Source organism: Photorhabdus bodei, assembly GCF_003287735.1.
In the GTDB taxonomy this organism is placed as follows: Bacteria; Pseudomonadota; Gammaproteobacteria; order Enterobacterales; family Enterobacteriaceae; genus Photorhabdus; species Photorhabdus kayaii.
In genome coordinates this window covers 49,292-67,665 of the sequence record NZ_NSCM01000011.1, presented here as the reverse complement: position 1 = coordinate 67,665, position 18,374 = coordinate 49,292, and the positions used below count along the sequence as shown (strand labels likewise).

Genomic DNA, 18,374 nt, shown 5'->3' with positions numbered 1-18,374 from the left:
CATTTAAAAAACCTTGGTTAATGAAAGGTGTTTTTCTTTAGCAAGAAGCACTGTTGCATACCCCATTTTTACAAAAATGTGATCTGTGACAGGCTCGGTACAACAGTAAGTCTTAACAACAAATTAATTTAATATATAAAAAATATTTATTTATTGTCACTTGCAGCTAATTGACAGAATAAAATTCATTGATTTTTTAATAGGCTATATTATCAATTTTAATCGATATTCACGATTGAAATTAAAATATTTGATAGTTTTTAACGATCGTTTGTGTGATTTTTGAACGTTTTAAACAATTTTATTTTTAAAATTGTAATTTATAGAATTAATTTCAACATGAAACACTAAAATGTTTTAAATATTTTTATGTATGTTATTATTGTGTTAATGTTTTATTTCATTTGGTGAGTATGTGAGTGGTAATGCGTCTCTTATTTTGATTTTGGAGTGATTAGCATGAATAAGAAAGTCAATGTACTGCGTGGCGCCAGGTGTCAATCGGGTTTTACGCTAATTGAAGCATTGGTTGTGATGATTGTTGGCATTGTGATATTGGCCGCAGCCGCAGCCGGGATTGGTAAGTTGTTTCGGGCTTCGGAAATCTCAACTGAATCGTCGAATATTACTCAGATGGCCGCAAATTTGAAGTCAATTAAAAATGGCGCCAAAGGCTATGACAGTTTGGATAATAAGATCGCCATTAATTACAAAGTCGTTCCCGCCAATATGACTCAGGATGGTAAGACCGGGATTATTTTTAATAGTTGGAATGGCAAGGTAACCATTTCTCCGGGCGATGCCACCGCTCAAACCTTTAAGATTGAGTATCAAAATGTGCCTGATGAGGCTTGCCAGCAACTTTCGCTGAAATTGCGGGTTGCAGGTTGGTCGAAAATGACCGTTGGGAGTGGGAAAGGACAACAATCTGGCATAGAAATTAAACCAGATTCGACTTTGGCGCAAATTGAATCAGCATGTAATGCCAATGATGCAAATACCGTGACGCTTGTTTCTGCCAGTTAGGACATTGATTTTAAGACATTGATTGTTTTGATGTGATATGTGGCTTGGCAGGCTTGGTGAAGGCTTCTCAAGCTGCATTTTCTTAGTGATGGAAACAAGCTGGTTTCGCTGGTTTTGTTGTTGTTCTCTTATCCAATGCGGTTCGTTGTGTGCTGAATCTGCCGGGAGATCATCATGATGATAGGGTGGTTGCAATCTTCTACCGGGTGCTTGGTTCTGGCATCCGGGTTGCTAGGGTTGTGTGTCGGAAGTTTTCTTAATGTGGTGATCTGCCGCTTGCCGATGATGATTTTCTCCGAAATCAATAGCGAGGCTGCCGACTTTAATCTCTGTTTTCCCCGTTCCCATTGTCCACGTTGCAGCCACGTGTTAGCGGCCCGCGATAATATTCCCCTGTTGAGCTATTTGTACCAGAAAGGGCTTTGTCGATATTGTAACGGTACGATTTCTATACGCTATCCACTGGTTGAAGGTGCGGTAGCGCTACTTTTTTCTTTACTAGCTTTGGATCTGGGGTGGAGTTACGGGTTGCTGGGGTTATTGGTGTTGAGTTCGATGTTGATCGCACTGGCGATCATTGATTTCGAACATATGCTGCTGCCCGATCAACTGACGCTTTCTTTACTGTGGCTAGGGTTGTTGTTCAATCTGCATTCTGCCGGATTTGTGGCATTACCTTTGGCCGTCAGTGGCGCGGTTTGTGGATATCTGTTTTTCAGGCTGGTGGCGTGGATTGCCCGGCAATGGGTCCAGCGTGATGCGTTGGGAATGGGAGATGCTAAATTTCTGGCGGCGCTTGGCGCCTGGTTGGGGGTGGAAGCGCTTCCATTCATGATTTTGCTGGCAGCAAGTTTCACATTAATAAGTTATCTGGTGATTTGGCGACTATGCAGCATGAAAACGGCGCCACAGATACCTTTCGGCCCGGGTCTGGCAGTCGCGGGATTGATTGTGGCGCTTTTCAATAGGTAGCTAGTGCAGTGTCGTTCCCTTGGGCGGGATCGCTATGGGGATATACCCTATGGATTTCAAGATGCATCGCGGCGGCAAGGGAGCGAATCCCCGGGAGCATAGATAACTATGTGACCGGGGTGAGTGAGTGCAGCCAACAAAGAGGCAACTTGAAAGATGACGGGTATAAATAGTTTATCGGATGGAGTTGATTTTCTTACTTACTATTAAGAAGGACTATTTATGCATGATGATGAGTCTGTATCTATATTGATGATAAGCCGCCATGATGCAGGTTTCACTTTGCTGGAAGTGACTGTCGCACTGATAGTACTGGCATCAATGATGGTGGTTGGCGTGGTTTACCTCAACAGACAGAGTGACATGCTGGTGAATCAGGTTGTCGCCGGGCAGATCCAACATCTTGGCGATGCGGTGGTGGATTATGTTAATGATAATTATGTCGCTCTAAGTCGTGGACCCACTCCGGCACCAATTAATTGGGCAGAGTTGATTCCCTATTTACCTCCGGGGCTTGACCAGAATACGGTTAATCCGCTTGGTCAGAAATATGATGGCGTATTACGAGTTGTCATGTTGCCTAATGGCAAAAAACGCATTGATCCGTTGATTTATAGCGTTCCGGTAATGGCTAATGGAAAACAGCCCGATGTTGCTAAACATTCGATGAAGATTGCGCAATTGATTGGGGTTGGCGGCCTGTATCTGGATTATAGAAATCGGGATCATCGTAATCCGGCCACTTATTGGAATAGTTATGGTCAGGTCAATGCGCCTGGATCTTTTTCTGGTTTTTTTAATGATCAACCCAAGGAAATTGGCCGTATTTTTTATGCTCCGTTCATGCGGGATGCGTCAATCTATGGCCCGGGAACATTGGCGGGCGACTTGCTTCATCGACAAAAAATAGGCGGGCATCCAGAGTGGAATAGGATGGAAACCAGCATCAACATGGGCGGTCATAGTCTTGAGCAGGTGAATACTCTGTCGATGCAAGGCCCCGGTATGGTTAATGGTGTGAATAAGATCGCCTTTTCTGCCCGCTCTCAGGGAAAACCCTCCTATATTGAACAAAATAGCGACGGTGAAGTGGTTGTCAATCCAGAACATGGCACGTTGTTTATCCTTGATGGTAATGCCAATCCCGGTAGCAAAGGGACTTTGGCTGCCGGTGATATTCATGCAGATAATAACGTCGTTGTTGGCAATAATTTAGTGATCAACACTAAAACTGGAAATCTTGTCGGTGGCAAGTGCCCTGAGTTAGGTAACCTCTCCATGAGCAAGCAGGGTGAACTGTTGGTGTGTCAGGGGATTAATGTCGATAAATCAGATTTGGAATGGCGAGATGCAAGTGGAAGCAGACGGTTATTGGCAAATCAGGCGGTAATCAGCAGTGGTTATTGGCTTGCATCGGGAATGTCGTCAGTAATAACAAGTAAGAGAGATGCCTATTATGTTAGCGGTGACGGTAAAGTAAACAGTCGGCGTCAGCCTTTTTTTAACAATTCAAATGCCCCTGTGTTAGTCACCGTCTCTACACCTCCGATTGCTAATAACCATCGTATGCGTTGCGTGTTGGCTGTGTATGAAGCGGATAAAAATGGCAACAACCAAGAATCTGATTTACCGCTTGTTTTTCAACGATCTGAACTGGGAGATTATCCAGAAGAGAATTCCAAGGTAAATCTAAAGAATACAAGAACTTGCATAGTGTCGTTCATTGCTGGACCACATCGCAAATATAACATTGCCAGCGTGTTCCATTCTTCTAAAAACAGTACCCATATTTTGAAAATTCATAACTGATAAGCAGCATCTTGTGCATCTGATGATTTGGCGTTAATCAATCTAGAGTAATAGGAGAACATAAATGTGGCCATTAGCGATTGTTGGGATTGCCGTCGTATTTATCATGCAACTGATTTTTGGTGAGTTGTTGTATGAAGTGCGTGTGCAGTCAGTGCGCGCCAAGACTGATGTAGCCGCGCTGTTTCGTAGCTATGCTTCAGCCGGTGTGCAATTGCTTAATCATCATTCCGTCGGCGTGATTAAGAGTCGCAAGATGCAGCAGGCATTGACCACTCTACATATGACGTGGGTGAATACCGATGCCTGGTGTGACAACGTTGCCAGTCAGTGTCTCTGGGGGGGATTTATTTCAGGGACTCATGTCTATATTTTCCGCAAAAATATCCTCTCCGGGGACAATGGGTTGTTGCATGGCGCTTTCGGAGAATTACTTAAATGGAGCGCTGAACCCGATCAGATTGGTTTTAAGCAGGGTTCCAGACTCATCGACGGTAGAGGAAAACGGGTAGAGAGTCTGCTTGCCAGACGATTACCGGATGATGTTCGGAAGTTTGTATCTGACGGTGCGCTGGTGGAAATACTGTAGTTGTTGGAAATATTAGTTGTTGGAAATACTAGCTGTTGTTTCGCAAGCGGGCTTTCTTTGGGTCGCTAGTCTTGGTTAATAGGTTGTTTGGCTTACTTTTTTTCTTTTTGGAAAGATCGATGAACAAAATAATCACATATGTTTTTACGGTACTTGTCTGTATGTCAAGTGTCGCCGTTTATGCAGCACCGATGCGTACACCCGTTCCTGTAGCGACGGTGTGGACAGCAACTCCGGGGCAAACTCTGCGCGATGTTACACAAGAATGGGCGAGTAGGTCTGGCTACCAAGTGGTATGGGATGCTTCCTATGATTTCCCTATCCGAGCGGGTCTGCGTTTTAATGGCACGTTTATCCATGCGGTAAGCGAGCTGTTCGAAGCCTATACGATGGCGAATCGTCCTTTCGTTGTCGATATTTATCAGGAACAGCGGCTTGTTCATGTACAGGCTCAGGGGTAATAACATGCATATCCAGTTTTTGACGTTTTCCAGATTGATATTGTTGCCCTGTATAGCGACTGGCCTGGCAAGTTGTGCGGCAATCTCTAATGTTGATCGGCAGGCAGATGCTGAGATGGCGAATGCTACCACTGTCATTAAGGAGTTACGCAATACCGCTGCCATGACGGCGGTGCATGTTCACGAGCATGGTTATTGGGTATCAACTAAGGAGATTCCATCAAGGAAGGAGGGGGAGACTGTTTCCTGCATGTTGACTCTGGAGGAAGCTGAGCCGATGACGCTGAGTCAGTTTGCGGAAAAGATCAAGCGTATCTGTGGCGTGCCGGTGCTGATCAGTGCTGATGCACGATTTACAGTGTCTCCACCCGGTTCGGCATCGGAGGTGAAAGAAAGTGGTCAGGAGGAGGTTGTTGTCAATTCGAACGTGCAGTCAGTATCTGAGGGCGGTCAACCAGAAGAGATGAAAATAAACGTGCATTGGCATGGCTCCTTGGCAGGTTTGCTTGATTCGGTCATTTTGTCATCAGGATTGCATTGGAAAGTACACAATGGAGCAGTGCATATTTTCAAAACAGAGACGCGAGTGTTTCAAATATATGCATTGCCCGGTACGGATGCATTATCTTCCAGCGTGACAGCGACGACCAATGCCACGTTCGGCGGGGGCTTAAATGGAAGTGATAGCGGTAACGGCAACAGCGGTAGTTCCCAAACTCTCGCGACTTCTTTGACCCGTTCGGTTATGGATGAGATCCAAAAAGCAGTGGCAAATATGCTAACGCCTGGCGAAGGTAAGTTAACTTTGTCGATGGCGACGGCATCATTGGTGGTAACTGATTCACCCGAAGTACTTGATAGAATTAAGGATTATATTGATCAGCAGAACAAATTATTGACAACGCAGGTGGTGCTTAATGTCAAGATCCTTAACCTGACGTTCGATCGGGCTGATCAGTATGGCGTTGATTGGTCACTGGCCTATAAAGACGCTCATATCGGAGTGGGTGGTGCGGGCAGCGGTGTTACCGAGGGGAGTGATATCAGTACCAATATTCATATTCTTAAGGGGCCATTTAGTGACAGTAATTTACTGATAAAGGCATTATCGACCCAAGGTAAAGTCTCTATAGTGACTCAACCTTCGGTGACTACACTGAATTTGCAAGCGGTACCGATGCAGGTTGCAACGCAGACTGGTTATGTTTCATCAACTTCTAGTACTTCAACGCCACAAGTTGGCATTTCAGTAGGAATCGAACCAGCGACAGTGACGACGGGTTTTAATATGTTGATGCTGCCTTATGCAATGGCCGACAAGCAAATATTGTTGCAGTACAACATTAGTTTGAGCGATTTAAAGAGGCTGGAGAAATTTGGCGAGAAAGCGACCGGTCAGGTGCAGTTGCCGACAATAGATTTACGCGCATTCAGTCAGAAGGTGAGACTGCATTCAGGTGAAACACTGGTGCTATCAGGATTTGAACAGCAGTCAGATAACAGTGATCGTAGTGGTTTGGGTAGCCCGGATAATCAATTCTTGGGTGGAAGCCGTCAGGGCAAAAGAAACCATAATGTGATCGTAGTCATGATTACTCCTATAGTGGTAGATTGAATGGTGGTAGATTGAAAAATGACCCAGACTGAAACGGGCGCGGAGCGCGCTATGCAAATCAAACTATATGGTAAGACGTTGGTCGCAGGCATCATCTGGCGACCGCCTGTCACTGTGTTAACACGTTCTCACATACGCAGAAATGGGATTGCCGCAGGGTTTACCTTGGCTGTCCGGCATCGTGTTGGACGAAGTATACAGGTCGGGTATGTACCAAAGGAGTCAGGAGTACCGGGTTGTTATTCATTGGCGGCCGTTCTGGCTAAAGCGGTGGATAAACCTAACTGGATAGGTGCGTTTCATTTGCCTGATGGACATTATGCATTGGTAGCGGTACATCAGGGCGCGATAATGGCTGGACGTGATTTGATCGGCACTCGTGAAGAGATCGAAGCGAAATTGCGTGATACGGTGCAGTTGGTCGAGAGCGCCAATGGGATGTGGAATGCGATTTATGCGCCGAAGGAGTTTGAATCGCCGTGGTTGGAGGTACCATTGGCGCAACTGTTACCGCAGTCCGCATTGAGAAAATCGGTTGGTCAGCTTGAGAGTTTAACCGGCGAAATGTCGAAGTACCAGATTAAGGTCTTTGCCATAACCGCAGGTACTGCGTTCTTATTAGCTGGTGGTTGGTGGATGTGGCACATCTATAAGCAGAATACAGAAATAAGGGTACCGGATTTATCCAATGAGGTGGTGGAAATTCCACCGCCGCATCCGTGGCTGGCACAGCCAACAATGGAATGGCAGTTTTCTGCATGGAATAAAGCTTTAGCCAAGGTTCCCTTATCGCTCGCGGGTTGGCAGATTGAAGTCATTATGCTGGATGCTAATGCGGTTTCTGTGAGTTATCAGCGTCATGATGGGATGCCGATCAATGTCTTCCAGGTTGCTGCTATTAATATTTTCCGGGCTGGCCCGGTGATTTCCAATGGTGGGGAGCAGGCACAGGTATTGATACCGTTTGAGCAGTCGCAGAGTCATGATCAGGAAAACAACGACGATGTGTTGCAGTCGTCGGATCAGGCGCTGGTTGAGCTGATGTCTTATTTTCAGGCGCTAGGTTTGCCACCGCCAACGTTGACTGAGGGAGCTTCCATTTTACCGCCGCCTCCGCCCCCTTTGCCGGAAGGCGAAACACGCATGTGGGCCAATCCTGATTGGCAGACTTATAACTGGACACTGACTTCTCAATTAGCGCCAGATGCACTGTTTTCAGGTAAGCCGCTCCCCGGATTGAGAGTGACCAGCGCCAGAATTGTGTTATCTGATGGTTTTCCTGAGTGGAAGCTGAGTGGAGTTTTCTATGCAAAAAATTAGCCAGCTTATAATCAGTCTATTTGTAGTGTCGGTATTTTCCCCGACATATGCGCAAACATCACCTACTGAGTTACCGGCAGCTCAGGCGAAGCGCCATGTTGCACAGAAGCCTGCATTGCCAGCGGCAACGACTGACAGCGTTGCTGCGCAACTGGAAAAGTTACAGACGGATTTGATGTTACTTAAAGCTGAAACCGCAAGGGCAAATGCTCAGGCTGAATTCGATAAAATTTCCAGAATGGTGAACAAAAGAGATGCCGTTAATAATGGTCTGCCTCTAGTTAAGTCAATCTTCGGGCGCAATGGGACTCTGACCGCTACGCTCCGGCTTCGTTCAGGCGGTATCATGGATGTGAAAGCAAGTGAACAGTTACCGAATGGTTATAAAGTGGTCCGCATTGATACCGGGGGAGTGACTTTCTCCAAACAGGGGAGATTCTATGAGGTAGGTCTTACGGCCACTAATGATGCATCGTTGCTGGATAGCCTTGACTTGATGGTTGCACCGCCGCTGCCGTTAAGCCGTTAATGACTGATGGGTGAAGATATTTATGGAAATAACATGCTCCGATCTGTTGTGTATGGTCAGGCAGGGGGCAAAAGTTTTATCTGCCTTGAGCGGTGCACTTGAAATAGAGTTAGCTAACCGCAGTTTGATATGTCTTGTTGAGTTACCTCAGCAGAAGGGGCAATGCGTACTTGCCGTGTCTGCCTCCCATCGGCTTGATCCCCATGTGCTGGCCTATGAAGAGACGGTTAAAAGGCATGGTCTTATCTATCAGATTGTCACTTGTGGCATGGGGAGCATATTGGAGTTGTACCGTCTCAGTAAGAGCGAGAGTCATGGACTGGGAGGGACTGAATCGGATGTTCAGCGTTATATCATTCACTTAATCGGCGAAGCGACTGAGGAGCGTGCGTCAGATTTGCATATCGTTGCTCGCCGTAATTATTGTGAAATCCGTTGCCGTATTAATGGTTATTTGCGGTCTATAGGACAACTGCGGCCAGAAGAAGGGTTACGATTATGCGCGACTATCTATCAAAGTATGTGTGACGTGGCAGAGCCAACTTTTAAACCGATGCAGGCGCAGCGTGCGCGAATGAAAGATGAGTTTCTGACCGAATGCGGACTTTCCGGGGCGCGTATTAATACTCGTCCACTCGATCGTGGCATGTTGATGGTACTGCGATTGTTGTATGCGGACAGCCGCGGTACGGTGTGCACCTTAAGCGATCTCGGCTATTTGCCGGAACAGTGTCAGATACTGGAAGAGCTTATGGAGCATCGGGCCGGTGTGGTTCTTTTGTCTGGTGCGACCGGTAGCGGAAAGAGCACTACTTTGAAAGTGGTGATGCAGAAGATGATAGCTGAGCAAGCTGGCATCCATCTGCTCACGCTTGAAGATCCACCCGAATATGAAATTGAAGGCGCTAATCAATCACCCATCACCGGAGATCGAGGTGATAGCATCATTGTCGAACAGGAATGGGCGATGGCAATTGCTGATGCAATGCGACTCGATCCTGATGTGATTATGGTCGGTGAGATACGCGACGCAGTGACTGCAAAGATGGCATTTCGTGCAGCAATGACCGGCCATCTTATTTGGACCACGATACATGCAAACGATGCTTTAGCGATCTTGCCCCGCTTGCAGGATGAGGCTGTGATGGAGTCGCTATTAATGGATTCGCGGCTGGTGATTGGTTTGGTTAGCCAGGCGCTGATTCAGGTGTTATGTCCTCATTGTAAAGTTCCCCTGCGAGGGCATGAGCAAGAAGTCTCCGGGCGTCTGTTGAAACGACTAAATCTTTATTGTCAGCCGGAGTCGGTTTATCTACAGGGGGAAGGTTGTGACCATTGCAAACAGTGCGGCACCTTGGGCCGAACAGTAGTCGCTGAAGTGATACGTACTTCCCCTGGCTTAATGCAAGCTTATCGAATGGGCCACCATCACGAAGCGACTCGATATTGGATCTCCGAGATGGCGGGATTAAGTAAGATCGACGCACTTATTCGCAAAATAAATGACGGAATAATCGATCCCCGTGCCGCAGAACGTGTGATGGGGCCGATTATTCCTGCGATCCATCAAATAGAGTGAAACGCTATGTCCATGACCGATTTTGTTGAAAGACTGAACTATCGATTAGCGAAGATCCAGTTTGGTAAGAAAGCACGGATTCGTTTTTACGGGCATCTGATCATGATGCTGGAAAATCGTATCATGCTGATTGATGCATTACGTGAAATGTATAATATTGCCAGCAACGAAGGCCATAAACCCAACAATGGTTGTGCATTGGTATTGAGTAGTTGCTATGAATCTGTCAGTCAGGGCAGTACTTTGGCGGAGAGTTTACAGCGATGGATTGGTCCCAATGAAGTCGCGGTGATTGCTGCGGGTGAGCGCTCCGGTGACATACGTAGCGCTTTTATGGATGCGATCGCCATGATCGAGGCGGGCAGCAAGATCCGCAATGCTGTGATTGGTACATCTATTTATCCACTTATACTTATTGGGATGATATGTGTATTGCTGCATATTGTGGCAGGTAGTTTGGTGCCCAAACTGGCTGCTGTTTCTAAGCCGGAAACATGGGATGGGGCGGCTTATACCCTATATTTGATGGGAATATTTGTTAATGACTATGGGCTGTATTCACTGATATTCCTGGTGATATTGCTCATGTTAGTGGCATTATCGTTACCTTTTCTTGGGGGGCGATTGCGAACGGGACTTGACCGGTTTCCACCGTGGTCACTGTACCGAACCATTCATGGCAGTATGTTTATACTGAATGTATCGTTGTTGATCCGCTCAGGGATGATGTTGCAATCTGCGCTGGAATTGCTGCTGGAACAGGCGGGTTCACGCTGGCTGTATGTGCGTATCGCTGCCACGCTTGAACACATCTCAATGGGAGCCGGTTTTGGTGAGGCGTTGCGCGATACCGGTTACCGTTTTCCTGATAACGAGGCGATCAATTATCTGCGGCTGTTGTCGCGGTTACAGGGATTTGATCAGTCAATGGCAAAGTTCGCACGGCACTGGCTGGATGAAACGATCACTAAAGTCCAGATCGTGACGCGTGGGTTCCTGTTCGTTTCGATCCTCATGATCGGTGGTATGTTGATGCTGGTGGTTACCGCGGTGTCTGGCATTGAGAATGCCATTGAGCAGTCGCTCTCTCTGCCTTCTATTTAATGTCGAGGCTAACTGATGAAAATCCGCCAAGACATGGAAACTGAAACTCGTGATACATGTCGCGAGAAAGTGCTGGATGAACTGAGAACAGCGTGCGGACCGATTATCCTCCAAGCACTTGATGACAAGGATGTGGTGGAAATAATGATTAATCCTGATGGAAAACTGTGGATTGAATCGTATAACCAAGGCATGAGTGAAGCACAATCTGATTTTCCGGCAGAGGCGACAGAGCGGATTTTACTGATTTCGGTAGCACTGCAAAAATCGGATATTGGGACTGATATGGGCCTCATTGAAGGGGAATTTCCGTTGGGGAGTGCTCGTATTGCCGGTGTCTTGCCTCCGTTGGCAAATGCTCCGACTATTGCCATTCGTAAACACTCTCCGGTGGTATTATCGCTGTCTGATTACCGCAAAAGCGGGATTATTAAACCGATAGGCATTACCGCCATGCGGTTGGTATCCGGGATAGCGAGCTATAAACGCAGTTTTGAACATCCCATTGAAGCAATTCGCGAAGCCGTGGTTATGCGTAAGAATATTCTAATCGTTGGGGGTACCAGCAGTGGGAAGACGACGCTAGCTAATACTATTTTGTACGAGATTAGTCTGCAATGCCCGCATGACCGTATCGTGGCGATTGAGGATACGATGGAATTACAGCTTAACAATGCTAACCGAGCGCTGTTACGCACTAGTAAGGATGTGGATATGCGTCGTTTGTTGCGGACTACGATGCGTTTGCGTCCAGATCGTATTGTAGTGGGGGAGATTCGCGGCGGTGAAGCTTATACTTTGCTCAAGAGCTGGAATTCCGGCCACCCTGGAGGGGTAACAACCATGCATGCTAATTCATCTGAAGAGGGGCTACAAAAACTGGCGCATTACATTTATGAAGATGAGACTGCACAGGGTTTTACTCCTGATACTATCGGTTGGATGATCGCCAAAAGTGTGAATTTGGTGGTGGTAATAGAAAAGATCGCAATGGAACCGGGAAGAATGGTGACAGAAATTTGTGAAGTTTCCGGGTTTATGAATGGTCGTTACAATATGAATGTTTTGTGCTTACAAAGTAATGGATATTGTGAATTCAAACCACGTATTTAAAGGTGTGATGTTATAAATAATTCTGGAAATGATGATGAGAATATAATAATGATAACAAATCTATTTATAATTCATTATTTTCTTCTATTAATTGAATGTTCGTTATTTTTAAGATGATGATATTCCAGGTTAAATAATTAAATGCTGTTGAATATTGATGTTTGTGGCTAAGGATGATAATTGAATTTTAAGTGTAAAAATACTGTGAATTATGTACAGACTCTCAGAGAATTAAATGTAATGAAATGAAACTAATAAGGGTTTCTGTTCTGTTTTATTGGTTAAAATAATTTACTTACATTTTATTGTATGATTTTAATTGTTTTTATTAATTGCTAATGAATTATCTGGATATTATAAATGACAGAATTAATAGGTTAAAAAACACATAATTCCCTTAATATTTTGTAGCCCGGATAATACAGAGTTAAGGCTATGTAAATTTGGCAAAAATCTGCCAAATAATCCGGGCATGGATTTTTATTATTTTTTTAGACAAAAATCTTACGGTCGATTCGATAGAAAATAATCGTATCTCCCTGATTAAGTCTTTATTTTTCAAAAAGAAGTTCTCACCGGTTTACCAAAACCAGACTCTATTCTTGAGCCGACGCAATATTACCGCAAATTCTTTGCTAATCGTTCATTTAAATTATCTGGAGGTAAAGTGAAAGCCTCTTTATTGCGTACTACTAAGAGAATGTGTAGTACCTAATTTTATTTTTCCCTGGTGTTGCGCAGATTTTGTTATCGGGAATAGCACTCGCTTTATTGGCGGTAAAGTTTGTGCAACCCGAAGTACAGTTCGAAACAGTATTCGCTTGATCATTGAGCGATCGGCTGCATTTAGCGCGGCACGTAACGAAATCTCAACGGCCTCATTAGCATATGTCCGCATTTGTTGTTCATAATCTGAAATCGCCTTGATTAAGTCTTCATGACCAGATGCTACGCGAGTTAGCGTCTGTGTGAGTAAAAGTGCGTCTCGAAGCGCTATGTTTGCTCCCATTCCTACCATTGGCGTCATGTTGTGAATAGCGTCGCCAAGTAGAGTGACAGCACTGGAACGCCAGGGTAAGAGATGCTCCATACTGCGTAACGGAATCACAGAGATGTTTTCCATATCACTCTGCTTAATCAGGGTATGCAGGTTTGGATCCCATGAAGCAATATGGGAGCGGATCAGATTACACAGAGATTCAGCAGGAAAATCAGTAATCGCATTCGGATAGCTATTCGTTGCTGTTGCATAGGCCCACATGACAAAATCACCAATTTCTGTCGATGTGGCCTTTACTTGAGTATTGATCGGAGCACGCCATAGGGAGACAAACAATCCTCCAGGGCTTTTAGGCACGATATTGTTGGGTGATCCATCTAGCAAATATTGTGGCAATGAGGCCGCGAGAGCCGGGGTAAGGCGTACACGGCCAACGATGAGGGTGACACCAATATCAAGCCTTTTTATCGTGGGGAGGTACTGCTTGCGTACTTTTGAATTGCTTCCATCTGCACCAATAAGAACATCAACATCTTCGTGACTTCCATCAGTGAAAAAAAGCCTGACTTTACCGTTTTGCATGTGTTCATAACGCTCGAACGTTTTGTTCCATTGAACGGTATCTGAGAGCCCCTCGTTTAGTACTTCTATAAGTTCAGATCTGCTGATTGACATCCGATCTTCGGTAATGATCTGTCCATCCTCCTGATGAATATCTCTCTGAGCTGAGAGAAGAAGACGTAGATGTTCATCATAGAATCTTGTCTGTCCACCAACAGGTTTTGAAATCTTTTTAAAGGTTAGCCAGTTGGTTTCTGGGAGGCATTCCTGCATTGCTTGCTGGCCGAATGTATCGACGTAAATTCCATAACCGGGAAGTATGGATGATGTAGCAGAGCCTCGTTCATAGACTTTCACTTTTATTCCGTTTTTGCGCAAGCCATGTGCCAGGCATGCTCCACCAATCCCTGAACCAATTATTCCAACGTTCATTTCTTTTTTCTCCATAAGTAGTACGATGTGATTCTGAAAGAATCATGGTGACTGTAGCTGGCCAGGACCATTTGATCACAGCCATCGGTTGTGTTACTGCTATAGTCTTAATAATAGTATACCGTACCGTTCGGTACCAATAAAAATTTAGGTTTTTTACATGACAAATACACCTAAAGCCCAAACAGATCACAAAAGAACCCGTTCGTACTCTAGAATTTCAGGAGAACGAGTTAACGAGCTGTTAAAGATTGCTGCTCAGGTATTTGCAGAACGGGGTTTTGATGGTGCCAGTATCAATGAGATGGCGAAACGTGCTAATGCTTCGAAGGGAACCTATTATAGTCGATTTCCTTCTAAAGAAGAGCTGTTAGTCGCTGTTGTTAAGCAGAGAATAGAAGAAGTTGAAGGCGGTCTTGACAAGACCATGAATCCCGAACCCGATATTGGGAAAGCGTTAACCATTTTTGCAGAGGAAATTTTCACGGTAATTCTTTCAGAAACAATGATTGCAAATTACCGGGTGGTCACTCTGGAGGCCCAACGTTTTCCGCAATTAGGTAAAATCTATTATGAAAAGGGTGTCAAAAAGATAGTAGATTTTCTTGTCGAATATCTGGTGCGAAAGATGAAGGAGGGAAAATTGAACATAGTAGACCCGAAAATCTCCGCAGAGGTGTTTATCGATGGCATCATTGGAACGCCAAGGCTTAAGGCTACTTTGGGCATTGGTTTACCTACTCCAGAGGAGCAATCTCAGCGAATTGCCATCGCTGTTCAGTCATTTCTCGCTGCATATGGTACTTCCTCATGTGATAGCACTTCTTCATCATGATAGTCGCGCTGTAGTAAACCAGATGTAGTAAATCAGAAATTATCGTTCAGAAATTATCATAGGAATAACGTTGAATTAAGGGCCTGCCTGTTATCAGGTAGGTCTTTCTGCTGGATTAAGAAAGCGGTTTGAATGCCTTGGATATAGACGAAACGCTTTGGCGTCTTTTTGGCTTGGTTGGTGATGGCTTATTGTATTCCCTTTGTAAGTAAATAGTTTACAATGTAAATAACTTGTTGTTTTTCTTTGATTAGAGTTTGAATTTGTCATAATTAAAATTAACTCATGAGAATGTTATGAAGGTGGGTATGTTGATATGGTAAAAAGAGCGATAAAGCCACTGTGTATTTCGGTTATTTGTAGCACATCGATAATAGCTGGATATGCTTTAGCTAATCATCAGAATAGGCTTATTGAAGGTGATATTCAAAATCTGCCAAAAATGCAGATTGAAAAGATATCTGAGACAACAACACCTGAACAAATACAAATTCAAACTGCTACAATTTCAGAAACAGAACGCCGTGAGATGCTGCGAAGTTGGATACCAGCACAAATTAAGCCCGTTTTCTTTGATCGATTGGTTAGTTTGTACTCCTCTAACCAGATGCAACCTTTGTGGCAAGATAAACTCGCGGTTCAGCGCTTTGAACAACAACTTTCAGAACTGGCTTTGGCTGGGTTTCAGCCGCAATTTGGTCAATGGCTGATTGAACTCAATGATGCTCAATTGAGTCAGATGGGACGTGATCTCATCTTATCGGATGCTATGCTAGGTTATTTACAATTTGTCTCAGATGTCGGCTATCAGGGCCAAAGCTGGCTCTATCGCACTATACCATACAAAATACCATACAAAATTGTATTACCTTCACCAGTCGTTATAGATCAGTGGCAGCAAGCTATTATCGATCACAATGTGGCCGCTTATGTCGCAGCACTGGCACCACACCATCCTCAATATGAAAATATGCGCAAGGAGATGATGAAACAACTGGCTGATAGTAAACCGTGGCCACAGCTTTCTGACAAAAGTGCGCTAAAACCGGGACAGAGTAGCGCTGATGTCGCTGTGTTGAAGGAAATACTTATTCGTCTTGGTATGTTGAGCGAACTGACAACTCAATCAGATAATATCTACGATCCTGAACTGGTGACTGCGGTAAGAAATTTCCAGCATTGGCAAGGGTTGGCACCGGATGGTGTAATCGGTAAACGCACAAGAGATTGGCTAAATACTTCGCCTCAAACCAGAGCAGGATTGATGGCGCTTAATATCCAGCGTTTACGTATTATCCCAGGATATGTGTCCACAGGAATTATGGTCAATATTCCCGATTATTCATTGCGTTATTATCTTAATGATCAGGAAGTATTGGACTCGAAAGTGATCGTTGGTCGCCCAAGCCGTAAGACACCCATTATGAGTAGTGTGTTGAATAGTGTGGTGATTAATCCTCCCTGGAGTGTGCCAACTAGCCTGGCAAGAAAAGATATTGCACCACGGGCGGTTGATGATCCCGGATATTTTCAACGGCGAGGATACGTTATCTTTTCAAATTGGCGTGCTGATGCCAGTGTCATCGACCCTTACACTATTGATTGGAACGTGATTACGCCTGCTAACTTTCCTTATCGAATATGGCAAGCTCCGGGGCCGACTAACTCATTAGGCCGTTATAAATTTAATATGCCAAATTCTGATGCTATCTATTTGCATGATACGCCGAACCATAACCTGTTTAACAAAGACATTAGAGCGATCAGCTCTGGTTGTGTGCGGGTTAACAAGGCTTCAGAATTAGCAAGTATGTTATTGGAAGATGTAGGTTGGCATCAGAGTAAAGTGAATAATACCCTGAAACAGGGTAATACCGTTTATGTTAACATCCCACAGCGTATTCCAGTTTATTTGCATTATTTAACTGCTTGGGTAGATGAGCAGGGGGTACCTCAGTACCGTACCGATATTTATGACTACGACAATAGTGTGAGACAAGGTGCCCAGTTTTTGTCAAAGTTGTTACCTTTACAAAACTAAATGCAACTAATTTTTGTTATTAATTGTCATAGTGACCAGTGACCAGTGACCAGTGACCAGTGACCAGTGACCAGTGACCAGTGACCAGTTGGCCTATTTTTTCTATAATTTGGGTAGATGTTTCTTCATGGATATAATCGATCATAATCGCCGCAAGTGGCTTAGTGCGGGAGCCGCTGCTTTAGGCTTGAGTTTGTTGCCGGGGCATACTTTTGCGACTCTGGCCACTCCACGCCCACGAATTTTACGTTTTGATAACTTACATACGGGTGAAACGATTAAAGCTGAATTTTTTGACGGTTATCGTTACAACAAAGAAGAGCTGGCCCGTTTGGATCATCTGTTTCGAGATTACCGTCAAAATAGAGTTAAGACTATTGATCCTAAATTATTTGATCAGATTTATTTGCTGCAAATGATGATAGGGGTTAATAAGCCTGTACAACTCATTTCTGGTTACCGTTCACTGGTAACCAACAATCAGTTGCGCAAGCAAAGTAAAGGCGTGGCTAAACAGAGTTACCATACTCGCGGGCGGGCGATGGATTTTCATATTGAAGGTATTGAGCTTAGTCGTATCTGCAAGGCTGCTCTGAAAATGAAAGCGGGAGGGGTAGGATACTATCCACATAGTAATTTCGTTCATATTGATACAGGTCCCGTCAGGACGTGGTAATCTGGTGAGTAACTATTTTGTTTTGACTATGGAGTAAATGAAATAATGAAATACCAAATTATTCCTGTTACTGCTTTTATGCAGAATTGTACCCTTATTTGGAATGAAGAGAGTAAGGAAGCGGCAATTGTTGATCCGGGTGGTGAAGCAGAAAAACTGATCGCCGAGATAGAACGTCGTGGTCTGAAATTGACTCAGATTTTATTGACTCATGGTCATTTTGACCATGTTGGTGCAACAGCGGAGGTCGCTGAACATTTTAATGTGCCGGTCTACGGGCCACAGCAGGAAGATGCTTTCTGGATCGAAGGCTTGCAAGCTCAAAGCCGGATGTTTGGCATTGAAGAATGTCCATCATTTGAACCTGATCGCTGGTTAAATGAAGGTGATGAGCTGCGGGTGGGGGGCGTTGATTTATCTGTATTGCACTGTCCGGGACATACACCAGGGCATGTTGTGTTTGTGAATCATGTAGATAAGCTGATTTATATGGGAGATGTTCTATTTAAAGGAGGGGTTGGGCGTAGTGACTTTCCACGCGGTAATCACCGGCAGTTAATTAACTCAATTAAAGATAAACTTCTGCCACTTGGTGATGATTATGAATTTATTCCGGGGCACGGGCCAATGTCGACGCTAGGTCATGAGCGGCAGACTAATCCATTTTTACAGGATGAAGTACCAGGTTGGTGATGTGGCGTAGCGTTTATAT

The 18,374-nt window shown here is 44.7% G+C and carries 18 protein-coding genes; 16 read left to right on the top strand and 2 right to left on the bottom strand.

Annotated features, from left to right (window positions below; translation table 11 throughout):
• Positions 1 to 459: 459 nt before the first annotated feature.
• The 12 genes from CKY02_RS09875 to CKY02_RS09825 all read left to right on the top strand — a co-directional run bounded on the left by CKY02_RS09875 (position 460) and on the right by CKY02_RS09825 (position 12,117).
• Positions 460 to 1,026, top strand: a complete 567-nt coding sequence (locus CKY02_RS09875; RefSeq protein ID WP_112895163.1) for a type 4 pilus major pilin — start codon at positions 460 to 462, stop codon at positions 1,024 to 1,026.
• Between the two features lie 174 nt (positions 1,027 to 1,200).
• Positions 1,201 to 1,998 carry a prepilin peptidase gene (locus CKY02_RS09870; protein WP_112895162.1) on the top strand — a complete coding sequence of 266 codons (798 nt, stop codon included), beginning with the start codon at positions 1,201 to 1,203 and terminating at the stop codon, positions 1,996 to 1,998.
• 8 nt (positions 1,999 to 2,006) lie between these two features.
• Positions 2,007 to 2,171, top strand: coding sequence for a hypothetical protein (locus tag CKY02_RS24495; protein WP_162120289.1), 165 nt, complete (start codon positions 2,007 to 2,009; stop codon positions 2,169 to 2,171).
• A gap of 49 nt (positions 2,172 to 2,220) precedes the next feature.
• Positions 2,221 to 3,807 carry a prepilin-type N-terminal cleavage/methylation domain-containing protein gene (locus tag CKY02_RS09865; protein ID WP_112895161.1) on the top strand — a complete coding sequence of 529 codons (1,587 nt, stop codon included), beginning with the start codon at positions 2,221 to 2,223 and terminating at the stop codon, positions 3,805 to 3,807.
• 64 nt (positions 3,808 to 3,871) lie between these two features.
• Positions 3,872 to 4,396, top strand: a complete 525-nt coding sequence (locus CKY02_RS09860; protein WP_105395977.1) for a hypothetical protein — start codon at positions 3,872 to 3,874, stop codon at positions 4,394 to 4,396.
• 119 nt (positions 4,397 to 4,515) lie between these two features.
• Positions 4,516 to 4,857, top strand: a complete 342-nt coding sequence (locus CKY02_RS09855) for a toxin co-regulated pilus biosynthesis Q family protein (RefSeq protein ID WP_036778921.1) — start codon at positions 4,516 to 4,518, stop codon at positions 4,855 to 4,857.
• A gap of 4 nt (positions 4,858 to 4,861) precedes the next feature.
• Positions 4,862 to 6,472: a PilN family type IVB pilus formation outer membrane protein gene (gene pilN / locus CKY02_RS09850; protein WP_112895160.1), complete on the top strand. Its 1,611-nt coding sequence runs from the start codon at positions 4,862 to 4,864 to the stop codon at positions 6,470 to 6,472.
• Positions 6,473 to 6,523: 51 nt separating this feature from the next.
• Entirely contained in the window at positions 6,524 to 7,792 is a 1,269-nt protein-coding gene (gene pilO2, locus CKY02_RS09845) for a type 4b pilus protein PilO2 (RefSeq protein WP_240002034.1), read from the top strand.
• Positions 7,779 to 8,321, top strand: coding sequence for a type IV pilus biogenesis protein PilP (pilP, locus tag CKY02_RS09840; RefSeq protein WP_112895158.1), 543 nt, complete (start codon positions 7,779 to 7,781; stop codon positions 8,319 to 8,321). Before pilO2 ends, pilP begins: the two co-directional genes overlap by 14 nt.
• A gap of 22 nt (positions 8,322 to 8,343) precedes the next feature.
• Positions 8,344 to 9,900, top strand: a complete 1,557-nt coding sequence (locus CKY02_RS09835) for a GspE/PulE family protein (protein ID WP_112895157.1) — start codon at positions 8,344 to 8,346, stop codon at positions 9,898 to 9,900.
• Positions 9,901 to 9,912: 12 nt separating this feature from the next.
• The gene (locus CKY02_RS09830) at positions 9,913 to 11,004 is read left to right on the top strand and encodes a type II secretion system F family protein (RefSeq protein ID WP_240002033.1); all 1,092 of its coding nucleotides are present in this window, start codon (positions 9,913 to 9,915) and stop codon (positions 11,002 to 11,004) included.
• A gap of 15 nt (positions 11,005 to 11,019) precedes the next feature.
• Positions 11,020 to 12,117 carry an ATPase, T2SS/T4P/T4SS family gene (locus tag CKY02_RS09825; RefSeq protein ID WP_112895155.1) on the top strand — a complete coding sequence of 366 codons (1,098 nt, stop codon included), beginning with the start codon at positions 11,020 to 11,022 and terminating at the stop codon, positions 12,115 to 12,117.
• Between the two features lie 679 nt (positions 12,118 to 12,796).
• Here the strand turns inward: CKY02_RS09825 and CKY02_RS09820 are convergent.
• Positions 12,797 to 14,110: an FAD-dependent oxidoreductase gene (locus CKY02_RS09820; RefSeq protein WP_112895154.1), complete on the bottom strand. Its 1,314-nt coding sequence runs from the start codon at positions 14,108 to 14,110 to the stop codon at positions 12,797 to 12,799.
• A gap of 160 nt (positions 14,111 to 14,270) precedes the next feature.
• Between CKY02_RS09820 and CKY02_RS09815 the strand changes: the two genes are divergently transcribed.
• Together CKY02_RS09815 and ldtD are read left to right on the top strand one after the other, a co-directional pair.
• A complete protein-coding gene (locus tag CKY02_RS09815; protein ID WP_112876542.1) occupies positions 14,271 to 14,945 on the top strand; it encodes a TetR/AcrR family transcriptional regulator in 675 nt (224 codons plus the stop codon).
• Between the two features lie 316 nt (positions 14,946 to 15,261).
• Positions 15,262 to 16,986, top strand: coding sequence for a L,D-transpeptidase (ldtD, locus tag CKY02_RS09810; protein WP_112895153.1), 1,725 nt, complete (start codon positions 15,262 to 15,264; stop codon positions 16,984 to 16,986).
• Positions 16,987 to 17,005: 19 nt separating this feature from the next.
• Here ldtD and CKY02_RS26270 read toward each other — a convergent pair whose 3' ends face one another.
• Complete coding sequence (locus CKY02_RS26270) at positions 17,006 to 17,131, bottom strand: hypothetical protein (RefSeq protein WP_275658210.1); 126 nt, start codon at positions 17,129 to 17,131, stop codon at positions 17,006 to 17,008.
• Here CKY02_RS26270 and mepK point away from each other — a divergent pair.
• Both mepK and CKY02_RS09800 read left to right on the top strand, forming a co-directional pair.
• Positions 17,114 to 17,662 (top strand): peptidoglycan L,D-endopeptidase MepK, encoded by a 549-nt coding sequence (mepK, locus tag CKY02_RS09805; RefSeq protein ID WP_112895152.1) that lies wholly within the window; start codon positions 17,114 to 17,116, stop codon positions 17,660 to 17,662. The genes CKY02_RS26270 and mepK overlap by 18 nt on opposite strands.
• A gap of 45 nt (positions 17,663 to 17,707) precedes the next feature.
• Entirely contained in the window at positions 17,708 to 18,355 is a 648-nt protein-coding gene (locus CKY02_RS09800) for an MBL fold metallo-hydrolase (RefSeq protein WP_112876539.1), read from the top strand.
• Positions 18,356 to 18,374: the final 19 nt, after the last annotated feature.

What these genes read in the sequence shown, in the direction of transcription:
- CKY02_RS09825 (WP_112895155.1), top strand. Translation starts at nt 11,020, where the DNA reads ATGAAAATCCGCCAAGACATGGAAACTGAAACTCGTGATACATGTCGC.
- mepK (WP_112895152.1), top strand. Translation starts at nt 17,114, where the DNA reads ATGGATATAATCGATCATAATCGCCGCAAGTGGCTTAGTGCGGGAGCC.
- pilO2 (WP_240002034.1), top strand. Translation starts at nt 6,524, where the DNA reads ATGCAAATCAAACTATATGGTAAGACGTTGGTCGCAGGCATCATCTGG.
- CKY02_RS09870 (WP_112895162.1), top strand. Translation starts at nt 1,201, where the DNA reads ATGATGATAGGGTGGTTGCAATCTTCTACCGGGTGCTTGGTTCTGGCA.
- pilP (WP_112895158.1), top strand. Translation starts at nt 7,779, where the DNA reads ATGCAAAAAATTAGCCAGCTTATAATCAGTCTATTTGTAGTGTCGGTA.
- ldtD (WP_112895153.1), top strand. Translation starts at nt 15,262, where the DNA reads ATGGTAAAAAGAGCGATAAAGCCACTGTGTATTTCGGTTATTTGTAGC.
- CKY02_RS26270 (WP_275658210.1), bottom strand. Translation starts at nt 17,131, where the DNA reads ATGATCGATTATATCCATGAAGAAACATCTACCCAAATTATAGAAAAA.
- CKY02_RS09815 (WP_112876542.1), top strand. Translation starts at nt 14,271, where the DNA reads ATGACAAATACACCTAAAGCCCAAACAGATCACAAAAGAACCCGTTCG.
- CKY02_RS09875 (WP_112895163.1), top strand. Translation starts at nt 460, where the DNA reads ATGAATAAGAAAGTCAATGTACTGCGTGGCGCCAGGTGTCAATCGGGT.
- CKY02_RS09830 (WP_240002033.1), top strand. Translation starts at nt 9,913, where the DNA reads ATGACCGATTTTGTTGAAAGACTGAACTATCGATTAGCGAAGATCCAG.
- CKY02_RS09855 (WP_036778921.1), top strand. Translation starts at nt 4,516, where the DNA reads ATGAACAAAATAATCACATATGTTTTTACGGTACTTGTCTGTATGTCA.
- CKY02_RS09835 (WP_112895157.1), top strand. Translation starts at nt 8,344, where the DNA reads ATGGAAATAACATGCTCCGATCTGTTGTGTATGGTCAGGCAGGGGGCA.
- pilN (WP_112895160.1), top strand. Translation starts at nt 4,862, where the DNA reads ATGCATATCCAGTTTTTGACGTTTTCCAGATTGATATTGTTGCCCTGT.
- CKY02_RS09800 (WP_112876539.1), top strand. Translation starts at nt 17,708, where the DNA reads ATGAAATACCAAATTATTCCTGTTACTGCTTTTATGCAGAATTGTACC.
- CKY02_RS09865 (WP_112895161.1), top strand. Translation starts at nt 2,221, where the DNA reads ATGCATGATGATGAGTCTGTATCTATATTGATGATAAGCCGCCATGAT.
- CKY02_RS09820 (WP_112895154.1), bottom strand. Translation starts at nt 14,110, where the DNA reads ATGAACGTTGGAATAATTGGTTCAGGGATTGGTGGAGCATGCCTGGCA.
- CKY02_RS09860 (WP_105395977.1), top strand. Translation starts at nt 3,872, where the DNA reads ATGTGGCCATTAGCGATTGTTGGGATTGCCGTCGTATTTATCATGCAA.